Genomic DNA, 17,972 nt, shown 5'->3' with positions numbered 1-17,972 from the left:
CGACACGGATCTACGAAACTACGAACCGGACTTGCGCTTGTTCCACACGTCGAACCCGACCGCGGCCAGCAGGGCCAGGCCCTTGATGACCTGCTGCCAGTCGGTGCCGACGCTCAGGAGGTTCATGCCGTTGTTCAGCACGCCGAGGACGAGACCACCGATGATCGCGCCGAGGACGGTGCCGACACCACCGCTCATGGACGCGCCGCCGATGAACGACGAGGCGATCGCCTCGAGTTCGAAGCTGAGGCCCGCCTTCGGCGAGGCCGCGTTCAGACGGGCGGCGACCACCAGACCGGCCAGGGCCGCGAGCACGCCCATGTTCAGGAAGACGAGGAAGGTGACCTTCTTGTCCTTGACGCCCGACAGCTTCGCCGCCGGGAGGTTGCCGCCGATCGCGTAGATGTGCCGGCCGAAGACGGCGTTGCGCATGACGTAGCCGTAGCCGACCACCAGCAGGCCGAGGATGATCAGGATGATCGGGGCGCCCTTGTAGCTGGCGAGCAGCATGACGACGGTGAGGATCGCGGCGGCGATGGCGACGAGCTTGAGCAGGAAGAGGTTCCTCGGCACGACGTCGAGGGAGAACTCCTGCTGGCGCTTGCGGTCGCGGACCTCCTGCAGGACCACGAAGGCCAGCAGCACGAAGCCCAGCAGCAGCGTGAGGTTGTGGTAGTTGGTGTCCGGGCCGACCTCCGGCAGGAAGCCGTTGCCCATCTTCTGAAGGCCGTCCGGGAACGGGCCGAGGGTCTGGCCCTTCAGGAAGATCTCCGTCATGCCGCGGAAGAGCAGCATGCCCGCGAGGGTGACGATGAAGGACGGTATGCCGAGGTAGGCGATCAGGAAGCCCTGCAACGAGCCGGCGGCCGCGCCCACGATCAGGCACAGCACCAGCGCGACGGGCCACGCCACATCGTGTTGCACCGTGAGGACGGCCGCGAAGGCGCCCGTGAACGCCGTCAGCGAACCGACCGACAGGTCGATGTGGCCCGCGATGATCACCAGCATCATGCCGATCGCGAGGATCAGGATGTAGCTGTTCTGCAGGACCAGGTTGGAGACGTTGCGCGGCAGCAGCAGGTCGCCGCCGGTCCACACCTGGAACAGGATCACGAGCAGGCCGAGCGCGATCAGCATGCCGTACTGGCGCATGTTGCTGCGCAGGCCGTCCACCACCAGTTGCAGCAGCCCGGCGCCGGAGGCTGAGCCTCCGCTCTTCTCGGGCGGTGCCGCCGCCGGAGTCTTGGTCACGTCGGTGCTCATCGCGTTACCTCTTTGTCCTTCGTCATCTGGCGCATCAGCACTTCCTGCGTGGCCTCGGCCCGCGGGAACTCGCCCGTGAGCCGTCCGGCGGCCATCGTGTAGATGCGGTCACACATTCCGAGCAGTTCGGGCAGCTCGGAGGAGATGAAGACGACCGCCTTGCCCTGGGCGGCCAGCTGGTCGATGACCGTGTAGATCTCGAACTTGGCGCCGACGTCGATACCCCGCGTCGGCTCGTCCAGGATCAGCACGTCCGGACCCGCGAAGATCCACTTGCTGAGGACGACCTTCTGCTGGTTGCCGCCGGACAGCTTGCCCACCGGCTCGAAGACCGTGGGCGCCTTGATGTTCATCGACTTGCGGAAGCCCTCGGAGACCTGCCGCTCCTCGTGCTCGTCGACCACGCCCCGCTTGGCGACCTTGCTCAGGGCGGTCAGCGAGATGTTGCGGTTGATCGTGTCGATGAGGTTGAGGCCGTAGTGCTTGCGGTCCTCGGTGACATAGGCGATCCCGTGGTCGATGGCCTCGGCGACCGTCTTGGTACGGATCTCCTTGCCGTCCTTGAGGACCGTGCCGGCCGCGTGCCGGCCGTAGGCACGGCCGAAGACGCTCATCGCGAGCTCGGTGCGGCCCGCGCCCATGAGGCCGGCGATGCCGACGATCTCCCCGCGGCGCACGTTGATCGACACGTCGTCGACGACCTTGCGCTGCTGGTCGATCGGGTGGTGCACGGTCCAGTCGCGGATCTCCAGCGCCGGGGCCGCTTCCTTGTCCGTGTCGATCACGGTGCGCTCGGGGAAGCGGTGGTCGAGGTCGCGGCCGACCATGCCGCTGATGATCCGGTCCTCGGTCGTCTCCGCCGCCTTGACGTCGAGCGTCTCGATGGAGCGTCCGTCGCGCAGGATCGTCACCGAGTCGGCGACCTTGCGGATCTCGTTGAGCTTGTGGGAGATGATGATCGAGGTGATGCCCTGCTTCTTCAACTCCAGGATGAGATCCAGGAGTTTGCCGCTGTCCTCGTCGTTCAGCGCAGCGGTCGGCTCATCCAGGATGAGCAGCTTCACCTTCTTCGAGAGCGCCTTGGCGATCTCCACGAGCTGCTGCTTGCCCACGCCGATGTCGGCGACGCGGGTCTCCGGGTGGTCGCTGAGACCGACCCGGCGCAGCAGCTCGGTGGCGTGCCGCAGGGTCTCGCGCCAGTCGATGAACCCGCCCTTGGCGTGTTCGTTGCCGAGGAAGATGTTCTCCGCCAGGGAGAGGTACGGCGACAGCGCCAGCTCCTGGTGGATGATCACAATGCCGTGCTGCTCGCTCGCCCGGATGTCCTTGAAGGAGCAGACTTCCCCCTCGAAGAGGATCTCCCCCTCGTAGGTGCCGTGCGGATGGACGCCGGAGAGCACCTTCATCAAGGTGGACTTTCCGGCGCCGTTCTCACCGCAGATGGCATGGACCTCGCCCTGACGGACGGTCAGTGTGACGTCCGACAGCGCTTTGACGCCGGGAAAGGTCTTGACGATCGAGCGCATTTCCAGGACGGGTCCCGCCATGGTCGTGCCTTCCAATCCGTAAGGTTCGACGCTTACTTGAGCTGGTCCGCGGTGTAGTAACCGCCCTGGACGAGCTCCTTCTCGTAGTTGGTCTTGTCGACGCCCACGGGCTGGAGCAGGTAGGCGGGGACGACCTTGGTGCCGTTGTCGTACGACTTGGTGTCGTTGATCTCCGGCTTCTTGCCGTTGAGGGAGGCGTCGACCATGTCCGTGGCGACCTGGGCGAGCTTGCGGAGGTCCTTGTAGACGGTCATCGACTGCTGGCCCGCGATGATCGACTTCACCGAGGCGAGCTCGGCGTCCTGACCGGTGATGACCGGCAGCGGCTTGGCGGCCGTGCCGTAGCCGTCCGACTTCAGCGCGGCGATGATGCCGATCGAGATGCCGTCGTAGGGCGAGAGCACCGCGTCGACCTTGCCGCTGGTGTACGACGAGGTGAGCATGTCCTCCATGCGCTTCTGGGCGGTGGCGCCGTCCCAGCGCAGGGTGGTGACCTGGGTCATCTTGGTCTGGCCGGACTTGACCACCAGCTTCTTGCTGTCGATGTACGGCTGGAGCACGCTCATCGCACCGTTGAAGAAGTACTTGGTGTTGTTGTCGTCGTTGGAGCCGGCGAACAGCTCGATGTTGAACGGGCCCTTGCCGCTCGCCAGGCCCAGCTTGTCGACGATGTACTGGCCCTGGAGCTTGCCGACCTTCTCGTTGTCGAAGGACGCGTAGTAGTCGACGTTCTTCGTGCCGAGGATCAGGCGGTCGTAGGAGATGACCGGGATCTTGGCGTCGGCGGCCTGCTGGAGGACGTTGTTCAGGGACTTGTTGTCGATGGCGGCGACGATCAGCGCCTTGACACCCTGGGTGATCAGGTTCTCGATCTGCGAGACCTGCTGGTCGGGGTCGTCCTCGCCGAAGACCAGCTTGGTCTTGTAGCCCTTGGCCTTGAGGTCCTTCTCGACGTTGGCGCCGTCGGTGATCCAGCGCTCGGAGGACTTGGTCGGCATCGAGATGCCGATGGTCCCGCCCTTGGAGTCGCCGGCCTTCTCCTCGCTGCCGCCCTCACCGGACTGACCACAGGCGGACAGGGTCAGGGCGAGGGAGGCGGCTCCGGCTATGGCGGCGAGGGCAGCTCTGCGGTTACGCATGATCATCATCCTTGATGTGTGTGCAGGGATCGGTCTCGCAGTGCGAAGGACGCCCCCGGAGCGGAGCCGGGAAGACCGAGAAGCGATGTGTGGGATTCTGCGCGCCTGTGTCGGCTTCTGTGAAGCGAGGTTTCCGGAACGTTATGACGGGATCTCGAACCGGTTCAGTTCACCCGGCAGGCGCGAGCCGAGGGGCGCCATGTCGCCGTCCGCTCCATGGCGCGCGAGCAGGTCGAGGGCGAGCCGTCCGCGGCGCACCCGTTCCCGGGCGGTGGAGAGCGTCAGGTCGCGCATGTGATGACCATACGGGTAGATCGCCGGGGCCTTGGACAGGCCGAACTTCAGGTAGAGCGGTGCGCCGCGCCGGATCAGCTCGGCGACCTCGTACATCCGGATGTAGCCGCCGAGATCGTCGGGGGCCTCGATGTACATGTCCATGGGGGCGCCGGACACCCGGCGGATCTCGGTGAGGTGATCCAGCGTCAGGTCGCTGGGCACGTTGAGCGAGTCGGCGCCGAGCCGCTCGTACACCGCGTACGAGGCCGGGTTGACGGGGCCGATGAGCGCCGACACCTTCAGCGTGGTGTCGGCCGGGATGAGGCCGGCCTGGCGGGCCCGGTGCAGCGTCCACAGCACGCCCTCGTCGGCGACGAGGAGGCACTTGACGCCCAGCTCCGTGGCCCGGACGGCGTCCTCGACACATCCGGCGACGGCGTCGTGCCCGCGGGCCCTGAGGCCCCCGCCGCGCGAGTCGGTCCGGGTGGAGCCGCCGATGTCCCAGGTGCCACGCGGCCCGGTGAACAGGCAGAGCTCGATGTCGCGTTCGCCGGTGGCCTCGACCATCTCGGTGATCTCGGCGTCGGAGAGCATCCACACGCCGCTGCCCTGGCTGATCCGGTGGATCGGCACGTCGAGCCGCGAGGCTTCCTTGAGGATGACGGCCAGCGCTTCGGGGCCCTCGCACGAAGGGACCTCGGTGCGCCAGCGGCCGCCGCCCGGGAAGGTGTGGGTGGAGGTGTCGGCGGGGTCGAGCGCGGGCGCGCCCAGGCCGAGCGCGGTGAGCGCCTGCTCACCGGGTCGCCGGGCTGCCGTGTCGGAGGCGTCGGTCGTCACAAGCTGTCCTTCGTGTTCGATATTTCGGACGAGGTTCGCGGCTCAAGGCGTGCGGGGGTGCGGGTTTTGGGTGTACGCCGGTACGGGGGCCGTCAGGTTGCCCCCGTACCGGCGTACGGCTAGGGGTTTCCTAAGGGCGGAGCAGCACCTTGCCCACCTTCGGATCGCCGGATCCCACCAGCTCGATGGCCTCGGAGAACGCGGCGAGCGGCAGCTCGTGGGTGACCAGCGGCAGCGGGTCCAGCAGTCCGGCCCCGAACACCCGCACGGTGTGCGACCAGGCGTCCGGCGGCGCTCCGAAGACGGTGTGCACCTCCAGCTGCCGTACCACCAGGTCCGTCGGGTCGAGCCCGTCCGCGCCCGGCGCCGGGATCCCGGTGAGGACCAGGCGTCCGCCGCGCCGGAGCAGCGAGGCGGCCGTGCGCGCGGCGGAGGCCGAACCCGCGGTCTCGATGACGACGTCGAAGTCGTCGGGGAGCTCCTCGTCCCGGGTGCGGAAGTCGGTGGCCCCGAACTGCCGGGAAAGCGTCTCCCGGTCGTTTCGGGTGCCCACGACCAGCAGCTCGGCAGGCGAGCCCGCCTTCAGGAACTGGACGGCGAACATGCCCAGGGTGCCGGTGCCGACCACGGCCACCTTCTCGCCGGGCAGCGCGCGAGCCTTGATCGCGGCGGCCGCGATACAGGCGGCGGGCTCCAGGAGGGCGGCGGCGGTGAGGTCGGCGTCCTCGGGGAGTACGTGGAGCAGGCGGGCCGGCAGGGTGAGGGTGGCGGCCATCGCCCCGGGCTGGGTGAAGCCCGTCTCCTCGTACCCGTCCGTGCACAGCGTCGTCTCGCCCGCGTGGCAGCGGTCGCAGACCTGGCAGTTGCGGAAGCCCTCACCCACCACCTTGCGGCCCAGGAGGGACGCGGGGACCCCGGCGCCGACCGCCTCGACCGTCCCGGACCACTCGTGGCCGGGGGTCAGCGGATAGCGGACGTACCCCTCGGGCCGGTTGCCCTGGTACACCTCGCGGTCGCTGCCGCAGATGCCGGTGGCGTGGACACGCACCAGCGCCTCGCCGGGCTCCGGCTGCCGGGGCTCGTGCGGGACGAGCCGGTGCTCGCCCGGCGCCTCGACGACGACGGCGGTGCTCACTTCGCGCTGCCCTTCGGCTTGCGCTGCTCCCAGCCCTCGGCCCACAGGTCGAAGCGGGCCTGCTGCTGCGGGAACTCGGCGGCGGCGTCCACGTCCAGCTCGACACCGAGACCGGGCGCGTCGGAGAGGTGGAAGTAGCCGTCGATCACCTCGGGCGCGCCCTTGACGACCTTCTTGATCTCCGCGTCCGCGAAGTCGTTGAAGTGCTCGAGGATCTTGAAGTTCGGGGAGGTGAACCCGACCTGGAGGGAGGCGGCGGTCAGGACCGGGCCACCGACGTTGTGCGGGGCGACGAGCGTGTAGTGCGTCTCGGCGGTCGCCGCGAGCTTCCTCGTCTCCCAGATTCCACCGATGTGGCCGACGTCCGGCTGGATGATGTCGACGGCCTGGCTCTCGAAGAGCTCGCGGAACTCGATGCGGTCGTGGATGCGCTCACCGGTGGCGACGGGGATGTCGACCTTGGCGGCGACCTTCTCCAGCGCCTTCAGGTTCTCCGGCGGGCAGGGCTCCTCCAGCCAGGCGGGCTTGAAGGGCGCGAGCTCGTTGGCGAGGCGGACGGCGGTGGCGGGGGAGAAGCGGCCGTGCATCTCCAGCATCAGCTCGGAGTCCGGCCCGATGGCGTCACGCACGGCCTCGATGAGGGAGACGGCGTACAGGGTCTGCTGGTGGTCGAGCTCGAAGTGGCCGGTGCCGAAGGGGTCGATCTTGAGCGCCTTGTACCCGCGGGCCATCACTTCCTGCGCCGCCTTGTGGTACGCCTCGGGCGTCCGCTCGGTGGTGTACCAGCCGTTGGCGTAGGCCTTGACCTTGTCGGTGACCTTGCCGCCGAGCAGCTGCCAGACCGGCACGCCGAGGGCCTTGCCCTTGATGTCCCAGCAGGCCATCTCGACGACGGCGATACCGGACATCACGATCTCGCCCGCGCGCCCGTAGTCGCCGTACTTCATGCGGCGCACGAGGTCCTCGACAGCGAACGGGTCGGAGCCGAGAATGTGGTTGGCCTCGGCCTCCTTCAGGTAGCCGATCAGCGCGTCGGTGTGGCCCAGCATGCGGGTCTCTCCGACACCCGTGATGCCCTCGTCGGTGTGCACCAGGACGTAAGTCAGGTTGCGCCAGGGCGTCCCGACCACGTGAGTGCTGATTCCGGTGATGCGCACGGAAGTTACCCTTCGGCTGTTCGAGATTTCGTCACTTGTTCGAAATGCTGGGCAGACAGTAAGGACCACGCGAGGGGAGTGTCAATGGGTCGAACACATATCGGTTTCGACACTTTCGAGGCCCCTTTCGGAAATTGGGAGGTGGTGGTGTGTGACAGGTCACGCCAGTCGCCGCGCCGGTATGGCCGGTTTCCCACACAACTTTCACAGGCGGGCCCGGGTGCGCGACCTTCCTGGAACTTAGTCTTCCCGCGTCATGGACTACTGCCACCCGTGCCGAAGGCACCTCAACGGCGCACTCGCCTGCCCGGGGTGCGGCGCACCTGCCGATCAGCTACGCGCGTATCCGCCCGCCACGTACGAGCCGGACACGTACGAGCCTGAGCCGGAGCCGTATGAGCCGGAGCCGTACGCGCAGGACGCGTCGGTGCACGAGGCGTCCGGCGACTCGGACGATCACGACGATCGAGGCGGTCGAGGCGATCACGACGGTCGAGGCGATCACGACGATCGAGGCGATCGCGACGATCACGGAGACGAGAGCGGCGAGCCCTGGGGGCGAGCCGCGCGCCGCCGCGAGCAGGGCCGGGGTGGCCGGAGGGGCTCCGAGGGCGCGGCCGCCGCACCGGAGACGAGTCGTCGCGACCGCAAGGCCTCGGTCCACCGCCGGCGCCGCAGACGCGTGGTGCTGGTCACCGTCGGCTTCGTCCTGGCGGCGGGCGGCCTGAGCCTGGCCGAACTCGGCGTGGACGCACCGGGGTTCTCCTCCCCCCGCAACCCCGAGGCGGCCGGGGGAGAATCGTCCGAGGTCGACGGGTCGGCATCGGAGCCGAGCACGTCCGCGCAGCCGCTGGACGACAGGACCGACCCCGGCGAGGGCAAGGCCTCCTCCTCCCCGAGCCCCTCCGCCTCCCCGTCGGCGTCGGAGTCCTCGAAGGACGACAAGGCCACGCAGACCCCGGACAAGGAAGCCCAGTCGGCCACCCTCCCCGGCTCCTCCGGGTCGACCTCCGGATCGACGACCCCGTCGGGCTCGGACTCCACTTCGAGCGCCGACCCGACCGCGTCCCCGGAACCGTCACCGTCGCCGTCGGAAACGTGCACGCGCTTCCTGTGGTGGTGTTCGTAGGGCTCCGGCCGTACGGGCCGCTCCGCGTCCGCACCCGCCGAGTGCGCGTCATGTGAGCCAGTGCGCGTCATGTGAGCCGTTGAGCGGCGCCGGCCGGGCTGGACGGCCCGTCCAAGGCGGTGTGGCCGACGTCCCGCCACCTCACACTTCGCCCGGCGCGGATTCGGGTCCGGCGTGTTCCCCCCGCGCGGGCCGTCCTCGAGTCGCCGCTCGGTGCGGGTGCCTCGGTCGGCCCCCAAGCCCTTGAGCAGGGCAGATGTGCAGAGCCGCCAGACGCGTTATGGAACCGTGACGACCTTCCTGTGCAGGCCTCTTGACCGCCATGAATTGTTAGCGCTCACAATGACCTCCGCATTCACCAGTCAACGTCCGGCGCGAAACACGGGAGTTACGAGCGTTGTGCCACTAGTGCCCCAACTCGCCTTGCCTCCCAGTGCCGTCGGACTCACCGGCAGCCCGGTGTGAAGTCGGCGGCGCGGGATCAACCACCCACATCACAGGACTTATCGGCAGACGAGCGCCAAGGAGGTGCGGCCGTGACACACACACAGCTTCGGCCGCCCACCATGGCCGACGTGGCGCGCCTGGCAGGCGTGTCCCACCAGACCGTGTCCCGCGTGCTGGGGGATCACCCCAATGTGCGGGACGAGACGCGGGCCCGGGTGCTGCGTGCGATCGAGGAGATGGGCTATCGCCGCAACTCCTCCGCACGGGCCCTGGTGACCCGGCGCACCCGGACGCTGGGTGTGGTCGCTTCCGACACCACCCTCTACGGGCCGGCCAGTACGCTGTTCGCGCTCGAGGAGGCGGCACGCGCCGAGGGCTATCTCGTCTCGACGGTCAGTCTGCGCAAACTGACCATGGACGAGCTGTCCGAGGCCCTGGACCACCTCAGCGAAGGCGGGGTGGAAGGAGTGGTCGCCATCGCTCCGCAGCGGTCGGCGGTGGACGCTCTGGCCGAACTCCGCCGTCCGTTCCCCGTGGTGGTCGTGGGCAGCGGGCCGGGAGTGGACATCCCCAGCGTCAGTGTGGACCAGCACCTCGGGGGGCGGCTGGCCACCGCACATCTGCTGGCCGCCGGCCACCGCACGGTCTGGCATCTCGCCGGGCCCGAGGACTGGCAGGAGGCGGCCGACCGGGCCGCGGGATGGCGGGGGACCCTCGAAGCGGAGGGTGTCGAACCACCCATGCTGCTGCGTGGGGACTGGAGTCCGCTGTCGGGCTACCGTGCGGGCCAGGAACTGGCCGGCTGGGTGGGCCGGGGGCTGACCGCCGTCTTCGTCGCCAACGACCAGATGGCACTGGGGGTGTTGCGGGCCCTGCGTGAGGCGGGGGTCCGAACTCCCCAGGACGTCGCGGTGGTCGGCTTCGACGACATCCCGGAGTCGGAGTTCTTCGCTCCTCCGCTCACCACCGTCCGGCAGGACTTCTCGGCGGTGGGCAAGCAGAGCATCGCGCTGCTCCTGGATCTGATCGAGGGCCGGTCCCCCGCCGCCACCTCCCGGATCGCGATCGAACCCCAACTCGTCGTGCGCGCGAGTACGTTCCCGTACACCGCCCAATCGGAGCGCGCACCCCTCTGACCAACCAGTCGGACGCACTTGACCAGCGGTGTGGCCGATATATCGAACGATGATCGACAGGCTGGACGCAGTGTGGCCGGTCCCATCGAGTACCAGCAGGTCCGTCCCAGGACCGGCTCTTCAAAGGAGAAGAACATGCTCAGCAGAAGGAACTTCCTCACGGCGGCGGTCGGCGTGGCGGCCGTGGGCGGCCTGGCGGCCTGCGCCAAGAAGGACGACAGCTCCACCGGCTCCTCCTCCGCGGGCGGCAGCAAGGCGATCACGCTCGGCTTCTCCCAGGTCGGCTCGGAGAGCGGCTGGCGCAGCGCCAACACCACCTCGGTGAAGGACGCCGCCAAGGAGGCCGGCTACTCCCTCAAGTTCTCCGACGCCCAGCAGAAGCAGGAGAACCAGATCTCCGCGATCCGCAACTACATCGCGCAGAAGGTGGACGTCATCGCCTTCTCGCCGGTGGTCGTCACCGGCTGGGACGCGGTGCTCAAGGAGGCCAAGGCCGCGAAGATCCCGGTGGTCCTCACCGACCGCTCCGTGGAGACCTCCGACGAGTCCCTGTACGTCACGCTGGTCGGCTCCGACTTCACCGACGAGGGCCGCCGCGCCGCCAAGATCCTCGAGAAGGTCCTGACGAAGGCCGGCCACAAGGGTGCGGTGAAGATCGCCCAGCTGGAGGGCACCACCGGCGCCGCCCCGGCGATCGAGCGCGCCAAGGGCTTCAAGGAGATCATGGACGCGGAGCACAAGGACGACTGGAAGGTCGTCGTCAGCCAGACCGGTGACTTCACCCGCGCCGGCGGCAAGCAGGTCATGGCGGCCTTCCTGCAGTCCAACCCGGACATCAACGTGCTCTTCGCGCACAACGACGACATGGCCATCGGTGCCATCCAGTCCATCGAGGCGGCCGGCAAGAAGCCCGGCACGGACATCCTGATCGTCTCGATCGACGGCGTGAAGGACGGCTTCGTGGCCATGTCCGAGGGCAAGATCAACGCCATCGTCGAGTGCAACCCGCTGCTCGGCCCCCAGCTCATGGACGTCGTGAAGAAGGTCAAGGACGGCGAGACGGTCGAGCGCTGGATCAAGACCAAGGAGGGCGACTTCATGCAGGACCAGGCCAAGGCCGCCCTCCCGAGCCGCAAGTACTGACCGACGCACCCATCGGCAGGGAGCCCCTCCGGCCGACCGGTGTCTCGGTCGGCCGGGCCCTGTGGGCCCGCAGCGGCTCGATCTCATCAGGAGCGCTGCGGTGACTCCGCCCCGGGTGAGGGGCTTCCAGTCGAAAGCTGCGGTCCAGCCCGAACCAGCCCCTTGCGGGGCGCAGTCGGGCGAACACGAACGAATTCCCCCACCGGGCCAAGCCGGTGGTCCCCTCGTTAGGAGAGGTATGGCAGAGCCGCGGCCCGTCCTGGAAATGGCGGGCATAGTCAAAGAGTTCCCGGGGGTACGGGCTCTGTCGGACGTCGACTTCCGGCTCTTCCCCGGCGAGATCCACGCCCTGATGGGCGAGAACGGGGCGGGCAAGTCCACCCTCATCAAGGTGCTCACGGGGGTCTACTCCCTGGACGGCGGCACGATCACGCTGGACGGCCGGTCCGTACGGATCGCCAGCCCGCTGCAGGCCCAGCAGGCCGGCATCAGCACGGTCTACCAGGAGGTCAACCTCTGCCCGAACCTGTCGGTGGCGGAGAACATCTTCATCGGGCGTGAACCCACCCGCATGGGCCGCATCCAGTGGAAGCAGCTGCGTCGGCAGGCCGCGGAGCTGGTGGACCGGCTCGGACTCGACATCGACGTCAGCGCCCCCCTCTCCTCGTACCCGCTGGCCGTGCAGCAACTGGTCGCGATCGTCAGGTCGTTGGGCGCCGGCGACGGCGAGGGGCCGGGCACCAAGGTGCTGATCCTCGACGAGCCGACCTCCAGCCTCGACCGGGACGAGGTCCTCCAACTGTTCGCCCTGATGCGGCGGTTGAAGGACGAGGGCGTCGCGATCCTGTTCGTCTCGCACTTCCTCGACCAGATCTACGAGGTCTGCGACCGCATGACGGTGCTGCGCAACGGCACCCTCGTCGGCGAGCACATGGTGAGCGACCTCGACCAGGTGGGCCTCGTCCAGCTCATGCTCGGCAAGGCCATGGGCCAGCTGGAGGAGCTCCACGACCACCAGTTGCACTCCCACGGGGGAGAGACCCTGGTCCGGGCGGACGGCCTCGGCAGGACCGGCGGCATCGCCCCGTTCGACCTGGAGATCAAGAAGGGCGAGGTGATCGGGCTCGCCGGCCTGCTCGGATCGGGCCGGACCGAACTCGCCCGGCTGCTCTTCGGCGCCGACCAGCCGGACAGCGGCAAGGTGTCCATCGACGGCCATCAGGTCTCGATGAGCGCGCCGAACGACGCGATCGGCGCCGGTGTCGCGTTCTGCTCCGAGAACCGCAAGAGCGAGGGCCTGGTGCCCGATCTGACGGTGCGGGAGAACATCATCCTGGCCCTGCAGGCCTCGCGCGGCTGGACCCGGCCCATCCCGGTGTCCCAGCGCGACGAACTCGTCGCCAAGTACATCAAGGCGCTGGACATCCGCCCCGCCAACCCCGAGGCCAGGGTCGGCCAGCTCAGCGGCGGCAACCAGCAGAAGGTGCTGCTGGCCCGCTGGCTGATCACCCAGCCGAAGCTGCTGATCCTGGACGAGCCGACGCGCGGCATCGACATCGGCGCGAAGGCGGAGATCCAGAAGCTCGTCGTCTCCCTCTCCGAGGACGGCATGTCCGTCCTGTACATCGCGGCCGAGCTGGAGGAGGTACTCCGGCTCAGTCACACCATCGGAGTGCTGCGCGACCGCCGGCTGGTGGCGCAGATGACCAACGGGCCCGAGATCACCACGAGCCGGATCCTGGAGACCATCGCGAGCGGAGAGCACCAGTGACCACCTCTTCCCGATGGCGAGCACTGACCCGCCACCACCTGTTCTGGCCGGTAGCGGTCCTTGTCCTCCTGCTGCTCGTCAACGTTCCCTTCACGCCCGACTTCTTCTCGATCAAGATGGCGGACGGCCACCTCTACGGCAGCCTCGTCTCGATCGTGCTGTTCGGATCGCCCCTCATCCTGGTGGCGGTCGGCATGACCCTGGTCATCGCCACCGGCGGCATCGACCTCTCCGTCGGCGCCGTGGTCGCCATCACCGGGGCACTGGCCTGCTCGTACATCAGCGACCAGTCCGACCAGAGCGCCCTGTCCGGAGTGCTGCTCGCCATGGGCCTCGGTCTGCTGGCCGCGGTCGTCTGCGGCCTGTGGAACGGCTTCCTGGTCGCCAGGATGGGCATTCAGCCGATCATCGCCACCCTGATCATCATGGTCGCCGGGCGTGGTGTCGCCCAGCTGATCACCGACGGCCAGATCATCACCATCAACAGCGAGCCGTACAAGCTGATCGGCGGCGGCTACTGGCTGACGCTGCCGTTCTCGATCTTCGTGGTGGCCGCGGTCGTGGCCGTCACCGTGGTGCTGACCCGCCGCACGGCTCTGGGGCTGCTGGTCGAGGCGGTCGGCGGCAACGCCGAGGCCAGCCGACTGGTCGGCATCAGGTCCCGGCGCATCAAGATCATGGTCTATATGTTCTGCGCGCTGTGCGCGGGCATCGCGGGCCTGATGATCAGCTCCAACACCTCGGCCGCCGACGGCAACAACGCCGGCCTGTGGATCGAACTCGACGCGATCCTCGCCGTGGTGATCGGCGGCACCTCGCTCCTGGGCGGCCGGTTCTCCGTCGGCGGCACGGTGGTCGGCGCCCTCGTCATCCAGACCCTGACCACCACGATCTACACCATCGGCGTGCCTACCCAGACCAACCTGGTCTTCAAGGCCGTCGTCGTCATCGCCGTATGCCTGATGCAGTCCCCGAAGTTCCGCGCCAAGGTCTTCGGTGCCAAGTTCGGCGCCAGGTTCGGCGCGAAGGGAAGCGCCACGCCGACCGCGGCCCCGGCGGACCCCGCCGCTGCGACCGAGGCCGCTCCCAAGATGGAGGTGTCGTGATGAGCGCGACCACCCAGAGCCCCACGGCCTCCGACAGCCGTACCCCGTCCAAGGCCGCGCGTCTGGTCGGCGACCGGCGCCTGCCCGTCGTGGTGACGGCCCTGCTCTTCCTCGTGATGTACGGCGTGGGCCTGGGCCGCTACCAGTACTACGGGTTCGCCGAACCGCAGGTCTTCCTGAACCTGTTCATCGACAACGGCTATCTGCTGGTCGCCGCGGTCGGTGTCACCTTCGTCATCCTGTCCGGCGGTATCGACCTGTCCGTCGGCTCGATGATCGGCTTCACGACGATGTTCACGGCCTGGCTGGTGGAGCGCCAGGGACTGCCGATCGTGGTCGTGGTCCCCATGGCGCTGGCCGTGGGAGCCCTCGGCGGTTTCCTGATGGGCTATGTGATCCACAACTTCGAGATCCAGCCCTTCATCGTGACCCTCGCCGGCCTGTTCCTCTTCCGCGGCCTGTGCCTGGTCATCAGCAAGGAGTCGATCTCCATCAGCGACTCCACGGTGAGCAGCATGGCCACGGCGCAGGCGTCGTTGGGGGTGGGGTTCCTGTCGATCGGCGCGATCGTCTCGCTGGTCGTCCTCGCCGTGGCGTTCTACGTCCTGCACTACACCCGCTTCGGGCGCCGCGTGTACGCCATCGGCGGCAACGAGCAGTCGGCCATGCTGATGGGTCTCCCGCAGGGCGGTACGAAGATCGCCGTGTACACCGTGAGCGGGTTCTGCTCGGCGCTGGCCGGACTGCTCTTCACCCTGTACATCCAGTCCGGTGACCCGTTGCACGCGACCGGTATGGAACTCGACGCGATCGCCGCGGTCGTCATCGGCGGCACGCTGCTGACGGGCGGCTCCGGGTACGTCCTGGGCACCCTCTTCGGTGTCCTCGTCCTGGGCCTGATCAAGAGCATCATCCAGTTCGAGGGCACGCTCAGCTCCTGGTGGACGAAGATCGCCACCGGTGTGCTGCTGTGCGCGTTCATCCTGGTCCAGCGCTTCATGACGACCCGCAAGAAAGCCTGAGCCGGAACCGACGCCCGGCCCGCGGCCACTGCCACCGTCGACGCTCCGCGTCGGCGGCCCGGTGGCCGCGGGCCGGGCGTCGTCGTTCTCCCGGGAAGTCCTCCCGGGAAGTCCTCCCGGGACGTCCTCTCAGGATGTCGCGGGTCGGCTGTCCGTCCTGAAGGCCACCCACACCGTGTTGCCGATGACGTGCTCGGTGACACCCAGGTCGTCCGCCGGTTCCCGGGCCAGGCGGAGGCCTCGGCCCGAGCAGGCGTCGGGAGCCGGCGGGGGTGTGGGGGCGGGGTGGTCGTCGCCGGTGTCGCGTACGGCCAGGCGGAGCAGGGGGCTGTCGAGGGTGAGGGCCACGCAGTACTGCCGGCCCGGGGGCGCCGTGCGGCAGGGCGTTCGTGGCGCAGCACCAGGCCCTCCACCTCGCCAGCAGCATGCCGGTGCGCCGCTGCCGGTGCTGCGTACACTGCGGGTGGTCCACAGCGACGACGACCGTCCCGGCGAGGTGACCGTGATGCTGAAGGCGGGTCATCTCCACGAGCTGCAGTACGAGTTCACGGCGGAGGCCACACAGGGAAGAGGGGGAGAGGGGGAGAGGCATGATCGTGCTCGTTCTGGTCGGGATTCTCGTGCTCGTCCTCGGCGGCTGCGCCTGCGTCTGGTGGGCGGCGCGAGGCGACGCTCCGCGCTGGGCACGCGCCGTGTCCGTCGTGACCTTGACGGCGAGCGAACTGCTGCGCCAGGCGGACACCAGGAGCCGCAGAAGCCGTGGGAGCAGCCAGTCGGGATCGGACGACTAGGCCCCGTCCGGCCAGGGCCTGCCCCGTCCGGGGACCCGTCCGGCCAGGGACCCGTGCGGCTAGGGACCCGTACGGCTAGGGACCGTGCGGCCAGCTCATCGTTCGGCTAGCGCACCGTTGGCCAGGGGCCTGTACCGGCCAGCGCATCGTTCGGCCAGGGACCCGTGCGGCCAGGCACCCGTTCGGCTGGGACACCGTTCGGCCAGGGGCCTGTTCCGGCTAGCGCATCGTCCGGCCAGGGACCCGTGCGGCCAGCGCACCGTCCGGCTGGCGCACCGTTGGCCAGGGGCCTGTTCCGGCCAGGGACCCGTCCGGCCAGGGGCCTGTCCGGCTAGCGCGTCGTCCGGCCAGGGGCCTGTCCCGGCCAGGGACCCGTTCGGCCAGCGCACCGTGCGGCCAGGCACCCGTTCGGCTGGGGCACCGTTCGGCCAGGGGCCTGTCCGGCCAGAGCCTGGCCGAGTAGGGGCCTGTCCCAGGGACGGGCGCCCTACGCCGCCAGCATCCGCTGGAGCATCCCCCGCAGCAGCACCCGCTCCTCTTCCCCCAGACCCGCCAGCGGCTCCCGTGCGAACCGCAGCGACTCGCGCAGCCCCTTGGCGATCCGCCGGCCCTCGTCCGTCGCCGCCGCCAGCTTCACGCGCCGGTCGGCCGGGTCGGGGCGCCGCTCGACGAGGCCGCGGGTCTCCAGCCGGTCGACGATGCCGGTCACGTTGGACGGCTCGCACTTCAGCTTCTGCGCCAGCTTGCGCATGGGAAGCGGCTCCAGGGAGAGCAGACTCAGCAGCCGGGCCTGCGCGCCGGTGAGGGCATGGCCGGCGGCGGCTTCCTCGTAGTCCTCGTAGAAGCGGGCCACGACCTCGCCGATCAGCTCGACGACCTCCATGGTCAGAGGGTCGGGCAGGGTGGTCGGAGAGGTCGGATGTGAGGAGGCCATGGTCTCAGGGTACCCCGTTTACTTGACAACCTGAAATATTCAGGAGCATGGTTGTTTCAGGTAGTGAAACATTTGCAGCATGCGACATGTGAAAGGCAGCCCCTCATGACCGACTCCGCCCTCCCCACCACCAGCCGCGAGTGGCGTCTGCTCAGCCGTCCCGTCGGCTGGCCGAAGCCCGAGGACTTCGAGCTGGCCGAGGCGGACGTCCGGCAGCCCGGCCCGGGCGAGGTGCTGGTGCGCAACGCGTACGTCTCCGTCGACCCGTACATGCGCGGCCGCATGAGCAGCGCCAAGTCGTACGTCGCCCCCTTCGAGCTGGGCAAGGCCATGCAGGGCGGGGCGGTCGGCGAGGTCGTCGCCTCGAACGCCGAGGGCATCGCCGCCGGTGACCACGTCCTGCACTTCGGCGGCTGGCGCGAGTACGCCACCTTCGACGCCAAGCAGGCCGTCAAGGTCGACCCCGAGGCCGCGCCCCTCTCCGCCTACCTCGGCGTCCTCGGCATGACGGGCCTCACCGCCTACGCCGGTCTTCTGCGCACCGCCTCCTTCAAGGAGGGCGACTCCGTCTTCGTGTCGGGCGCGGCCGGCGCCGTCGGCAGCCAGGTCGGTCAGATAGCCAAGCTCAAGGGCGCCTCCCGGGTCATCGGCTCGGCCGGCTCCGACGACAAGGTCAAGCTCCTCGTCGAGGAGTACGGCTTCGACGCGGCCTTCAACTACAAGAACGGCCCCGTGGCCGAGCAGCTGCGCGCCGCCGCCCCCGACGGCGTCGACGTCTACTTCGACAACGTCGGCGGCGACCACCTCGAGGCCGCCATAGGCTCCCTCAACCTGCACGGCCGCATCGCGATCTGCGGCATGATCTCCGTCTACAACAACACCGAGCCCGCCCCCGGCCCGAAGAACCTCGCCCGCATCATCGCGACCCGTGGCCGCATCGAGGGCCTCCTCGTCAACGACCACTACGACCTCCAGCCGCAGTTCGTCCAGGAGGTCGGCGCCTGGGTCCGCTCCGGCGAACTCAAGTACCGCGAGACGGTCGTCGAGGGCATCGAGAACAACCTGGAGGCGTTCCTCGGGGTCCTGCGCGGCGACAACACCGGAAAGATGATCGTCAAGCTCTGACGGTCTTCCCGCGG

The 17,972-nt window shown here is 68.7% G+C and carries 16 protein-coding genes and 1 pseudogene; 9 read left to right on the top strand and 8 right to left on the bottom strand.

Annotation, left to right across the window (positions count from 1 at the left end; genetic code table 11):
* Nucleotides 1-18: 18 nt before the first annotated feature.
* The 6 genes from mmsB to OG289_RS16460 all read right to left on the bottom strand — a co-directional run bounded on the left by mmsB (nucleotide 19) and on the right by OG289_RS16460 (nucleotide 7,354).
* Nucleotides 19-1,263 carry a multiple monosaccharide ABC transporter permease gene (gene mmsB / locus OG289_RS16485; RefSeq protein ID WP_327314775.1) on the bottom strand — a complete coding sequence of 415 codons (1,245 nt, stop codon included), beginning with the start codon at nucleotides 1,261-1,263 and terminating at the stop codon, nucleotides 19-21.
* Nucleotides 1,260-2,810: a multiple monosaccharide ABC transporter ATP-binding protein gene (gene mmsA, locus OG289_RS16480; RefSeq protein WP_327314774.1), complete on the bottom strand. Its 1,551-nt coding sequence runs from the start codon at nucleotides 2,808-2,810 to the stop codon at nucleotides 1,260-1,262. The genes mmsB and mmsA overlap by 4 nt, the downstream gene beginning before the upstream one ends.
* Nucleotides 2,811-2,842: 32 nt before the next feature.
* The gene (gene chvE / locus OG289_RS16475) at nucleotides 2,843-3,949 is read right to left on the bottom strand and encodes a multiple monosaccharide ABC transporter substrate-binding protein (RefSeq protein ID WP_327314773.1); all 1,107 of its coding nucleotides are present in this window, start codon (nucleotides 3,947-3,949) and stop codon (nucleotides 2,843-2,845) included.
* Nucleotides 3,950-4,090: 141 nt separating this feature from the next.
* Entirely contained in the window at nucleotides 4,091-5,062 is a 972-nt protein-coding gene (locus OG289_RS16470) for a hypothetical protein (RefSeq protein ID WP_327314772.1), read from the bottom strand.
* Between the two features lie 130 nt (nucleotides 5,063-5,192).
* Complete coding sequence (locus OG289_RS16465; protein ID WP_327314771.1) at nucleotides 5,193-6,197, bottom strand: zinc-dependent alcohol dehydrogenase; 1,005 nt, start codon at nucleotides 6,195-6,197, stop codon at nucleotides 5,193-5,195.
* On the bottom strand, nucleotides 6,194-7,354 hold the full coding sequence (locus OG289_RS16460) for a mandelate racemase/muconate lactonizing enzyme family protein (RefSeq protein ID WP_327314770.1): 1,161 nt from the start codon (nucleotides 7,352-7,354) through the stop codon (nucleotides 6,194-6,196). Before OG289_RS16460 ends, OG289_RS16465 begins: the two co-directional genes overlap by 4 nt.
* 256 nt (nucleotides 7,355-7,610) lie before the next feature.
* Between OG289_RS16460 and OG289_RS49670 the strand changes: the two genes are divergently transcribed.
* From OG289_RS49670 to yjfF, 6 genes are all read left to right on the top strand, one after another.
* Nucleotides 7,611-8,483, top strand: a complete 873-nt coding sequence (locus tag OG289_RS49670; RefSeq protein WP_442818907.1) for an SCO2400 family protein — start codon at nucleotides 7,611-7,613, stop codon at nucleotides 8,481-8,483.
* A gap of 536 nt (nucleotides 8,484-9,019) precedes the next feature.
* Nucleotides 9,020-10,066, top strand: coding sequence for a LacI family DNA-binding transcriptional regulator (locus OG289_RS16445; RefSeq protein WP_327314767.1), 1,047 nt, complete (start codon nucleotides 9,020-9,022; stop codon nucleotides 10,064-10,066).
* Between the two features lie 135 nt (nucleotides 10,067-10,201).
* Nucleotides 10,202-11,209, top strand: a complete 1,008-nt coding sequence (locus tag OG289_RS16440) for an ABC transporter substrate-binding protein (RefSeq protein WP_327314766.1) — start codon at nucleotides 10,202-10,204, stop codon at nucleotides 11,207-11,209.
* A gap of 238 nt (nucleotides 11,210-11,447) precedes the next feature.
* The gene (locus tag OG289_RS16435; protein WP_327314765.1) at nucleotides 11,448-12,980 is read left to right on the top strand and encodes a sugar ABC transporter ATP-binding protein; all 1,533 of its coding nucleotides are present in this window, start codon (nucleotides 11,448-11,450) and stop codon (nucleotides 12,978-12,980) included.
* On the top strand, nucleotides 12,977-14,086 hold the full coding sequence (locus OG289_RS16430) for an ABC transporter permease (RefSeq protein WP_327314764.1): 1,110 nt from the start codon (nucleotides 12,977-12,979) through the stop codon (nucleotides 14,084-14,086). Before OG289_RS16435 ends, OG289_RS16430 begins: the two co-directional genes overlap by 4 nt.
* Entirely contained in the window at nucleotides 14,086-15,108 is a 1,023-nt protein-coding gene (gene yjfF, locus OG289_RS16425) for a galactofuranose ABC transporter, permease protein YjfF (protein WP_327314763.1), read from the top strand. The genes OG289_RS16430 and yjfF overlap by 1 nt, the downstream gene beginning before the upstream one ends.
* A 129-nt stretch (nucleotides 15,109-15,237) precedes the next feature.
* On the opposite strand, the gene OG289_RS16420 is transcribed toward yjfF, so the two are convergent.
* Nucleotides 15,238-15,456: a hypothetical protein gene (locus OG289_RS16420; protein ID WP_327314762.1), complete on the bottom strand. Its 219-nt coding sequence runs from the start codon at nucleotides 15,454-15,456 to the stop codon at nucleotides 15,238-15,240.
* Between the two features lie 91 nt (nucleotides 15,457-15,547).
* Here OG289_RS16420 and OG289_RS16415 point away from each other — a divergent pair.
* Together OG289_RS16415 and OG289_RS16410 are read left to right on the top strand one after the other, a co-directional pair.
* Nucleotides 15,548-15,664 (top strand): annotated as a pseudogene (locus OG289_RS16415) (GntR family transcriptional regulator); the annotation flags it as partial.
* A gap of 34 nt (nucleotides 15,665-15,698) precedes the next feature.
* The gene (locus OG289_RS16410) at nucleotides 15,699-15,899 is read left to right on the top strand and encodes a hypothetical protein (RefSeq protein WP_327314761.1); all 201 of its coding nucleotides are present in this window, start codon (nucleotides 15,699-15,701) and stop codon (nucleotides 15,897-15,899) included.
* A 487-nt stretch (nucleotides 15,900-16,386) separates the two neighbouring features.
* Here OG289_RS16410 and OG289_RS16405 read toward each other — a convergent pair whose 3' ends face one another.
* The gene (locus OG289_RS16405; RefSeq protein WP_327314760.1) at nucleotides 16,387-16,833 is read right to left on the bottom strand and encodes a MarR family winged helix-turn-helix transcriptional regulator; all 447 of its coding nucleotides are present in this window, start codon (nucleotides 16,831-16,833) and stop codon (nucleotides 16,387-16,389) included.
* A 105-nt stretch (nucleotides 16,834-16,938) separates the two neighbouring features.
* On the opposite strand from OG289_RS16405, the gene OG289_RS16400 reads away from it, so the two are divergent.
* Nucleotides 16,939-17,958: an NADP-dependent oxidoreductase gene (locus tag OG289_RS16400; protein WP_327314759.1), complete on the top strand. Its 1,020-nt coding sequence runs from the start codon at nucleotides 16,939-16,941 to the stop codon at nucleotides 17,956-17,958.
* The last annotated feature ends 14 nt before the right edge of the window (nucleotides 17,959-17,972 follow it).

Origin of the sequence: Streptomyces sp. NBC_01235 (assembly GCF_035989285.1) — a bacterium.
Taxonomy (GTDB): domain Bacteria; phylum Actinomycetota; class Actinomycetes; order Streptomycetales; family Streptomycetaceae; genus Streptomyces.
The sequence above is the reverse complement of the archived record's forward strand: the minus strand, read 5'-3'. Positions and strand labels throughout refer to the sequence as shown.

Excerpts from the sequence above, each read along its gene's own strand:
- mmsB (WP_327314775.1), bottom strand. The coding sequence starts at position 1,263 with ATGAGCACCGACGTGACCAAGACTCCGGCGGCGGCACCGCCCGAGAAG.
- mmsA (WP_327314774.1), bottom strand. The coding sequence starts at position 2,810 with ATGGCGGGACCCGTCCTGGAAATGCGCTCGATCGTCAAGACCTTTCCC.
- chvE (WP_327314773.1), bottom strand. The coding sequence starts at position 3,949 with ATGCGTAACCGCAGAGCTGCCCTCGCCGCCATAGCCGGAGCCGCCTCC.
- OG289_RS49670 (WP_442818907.1), top strand. The coding sequence starts at position 7,611 with ATGGACTACTGCCACCCGTGCCGAAGGCACCTCAACGGCGCACTCGCC.
- OG289_RS16440 (WP_327314766.1), top strand. The coding sequence starts at position 10,202 with ATGCTCAGCAGAAGGAACTTCCTCACGGCGGCGGTCGGCGTGGCGGCC.
- OG289_RS16435 (WP_327314765.1), top strand. The coding sequence starts at position 11,448 with ATGGCAGAGCCGCGGCCCGTCCTGGAAATGGCGGGCATAGTCAAAGAG.
- yjfF (WP_327314763.1), top strand. The coding sequence starts at position 14,086 with ATGAGCGCGACCACCCAGAGCCCCACGGCCTCCGACAGCCGTACCCCG.
- OG289_RS16410 (WP_327314761.1), top strand. The coding sequence starts at position 15,699 with ATGATCGTGCTCGTTCTGGTCGGGATTCTCGTGCTCGTCCTCGGCGGC.
- OG289_RS16405 (WP_327314760.1), bottom strand. The coding sequence starts at position 16,833 with ATGGCCTCCTCACATCCGACCTCTCCGACCACCCTGCCCGACCCTCTG.
- OG289_RS16400 (WP_327314759.1), top strand. The coding sequence starts at position 16,939 with ATGACCGACTCCGCCCTCCCCACCACCAGCCGCGAGTGGCGTCTGCTC.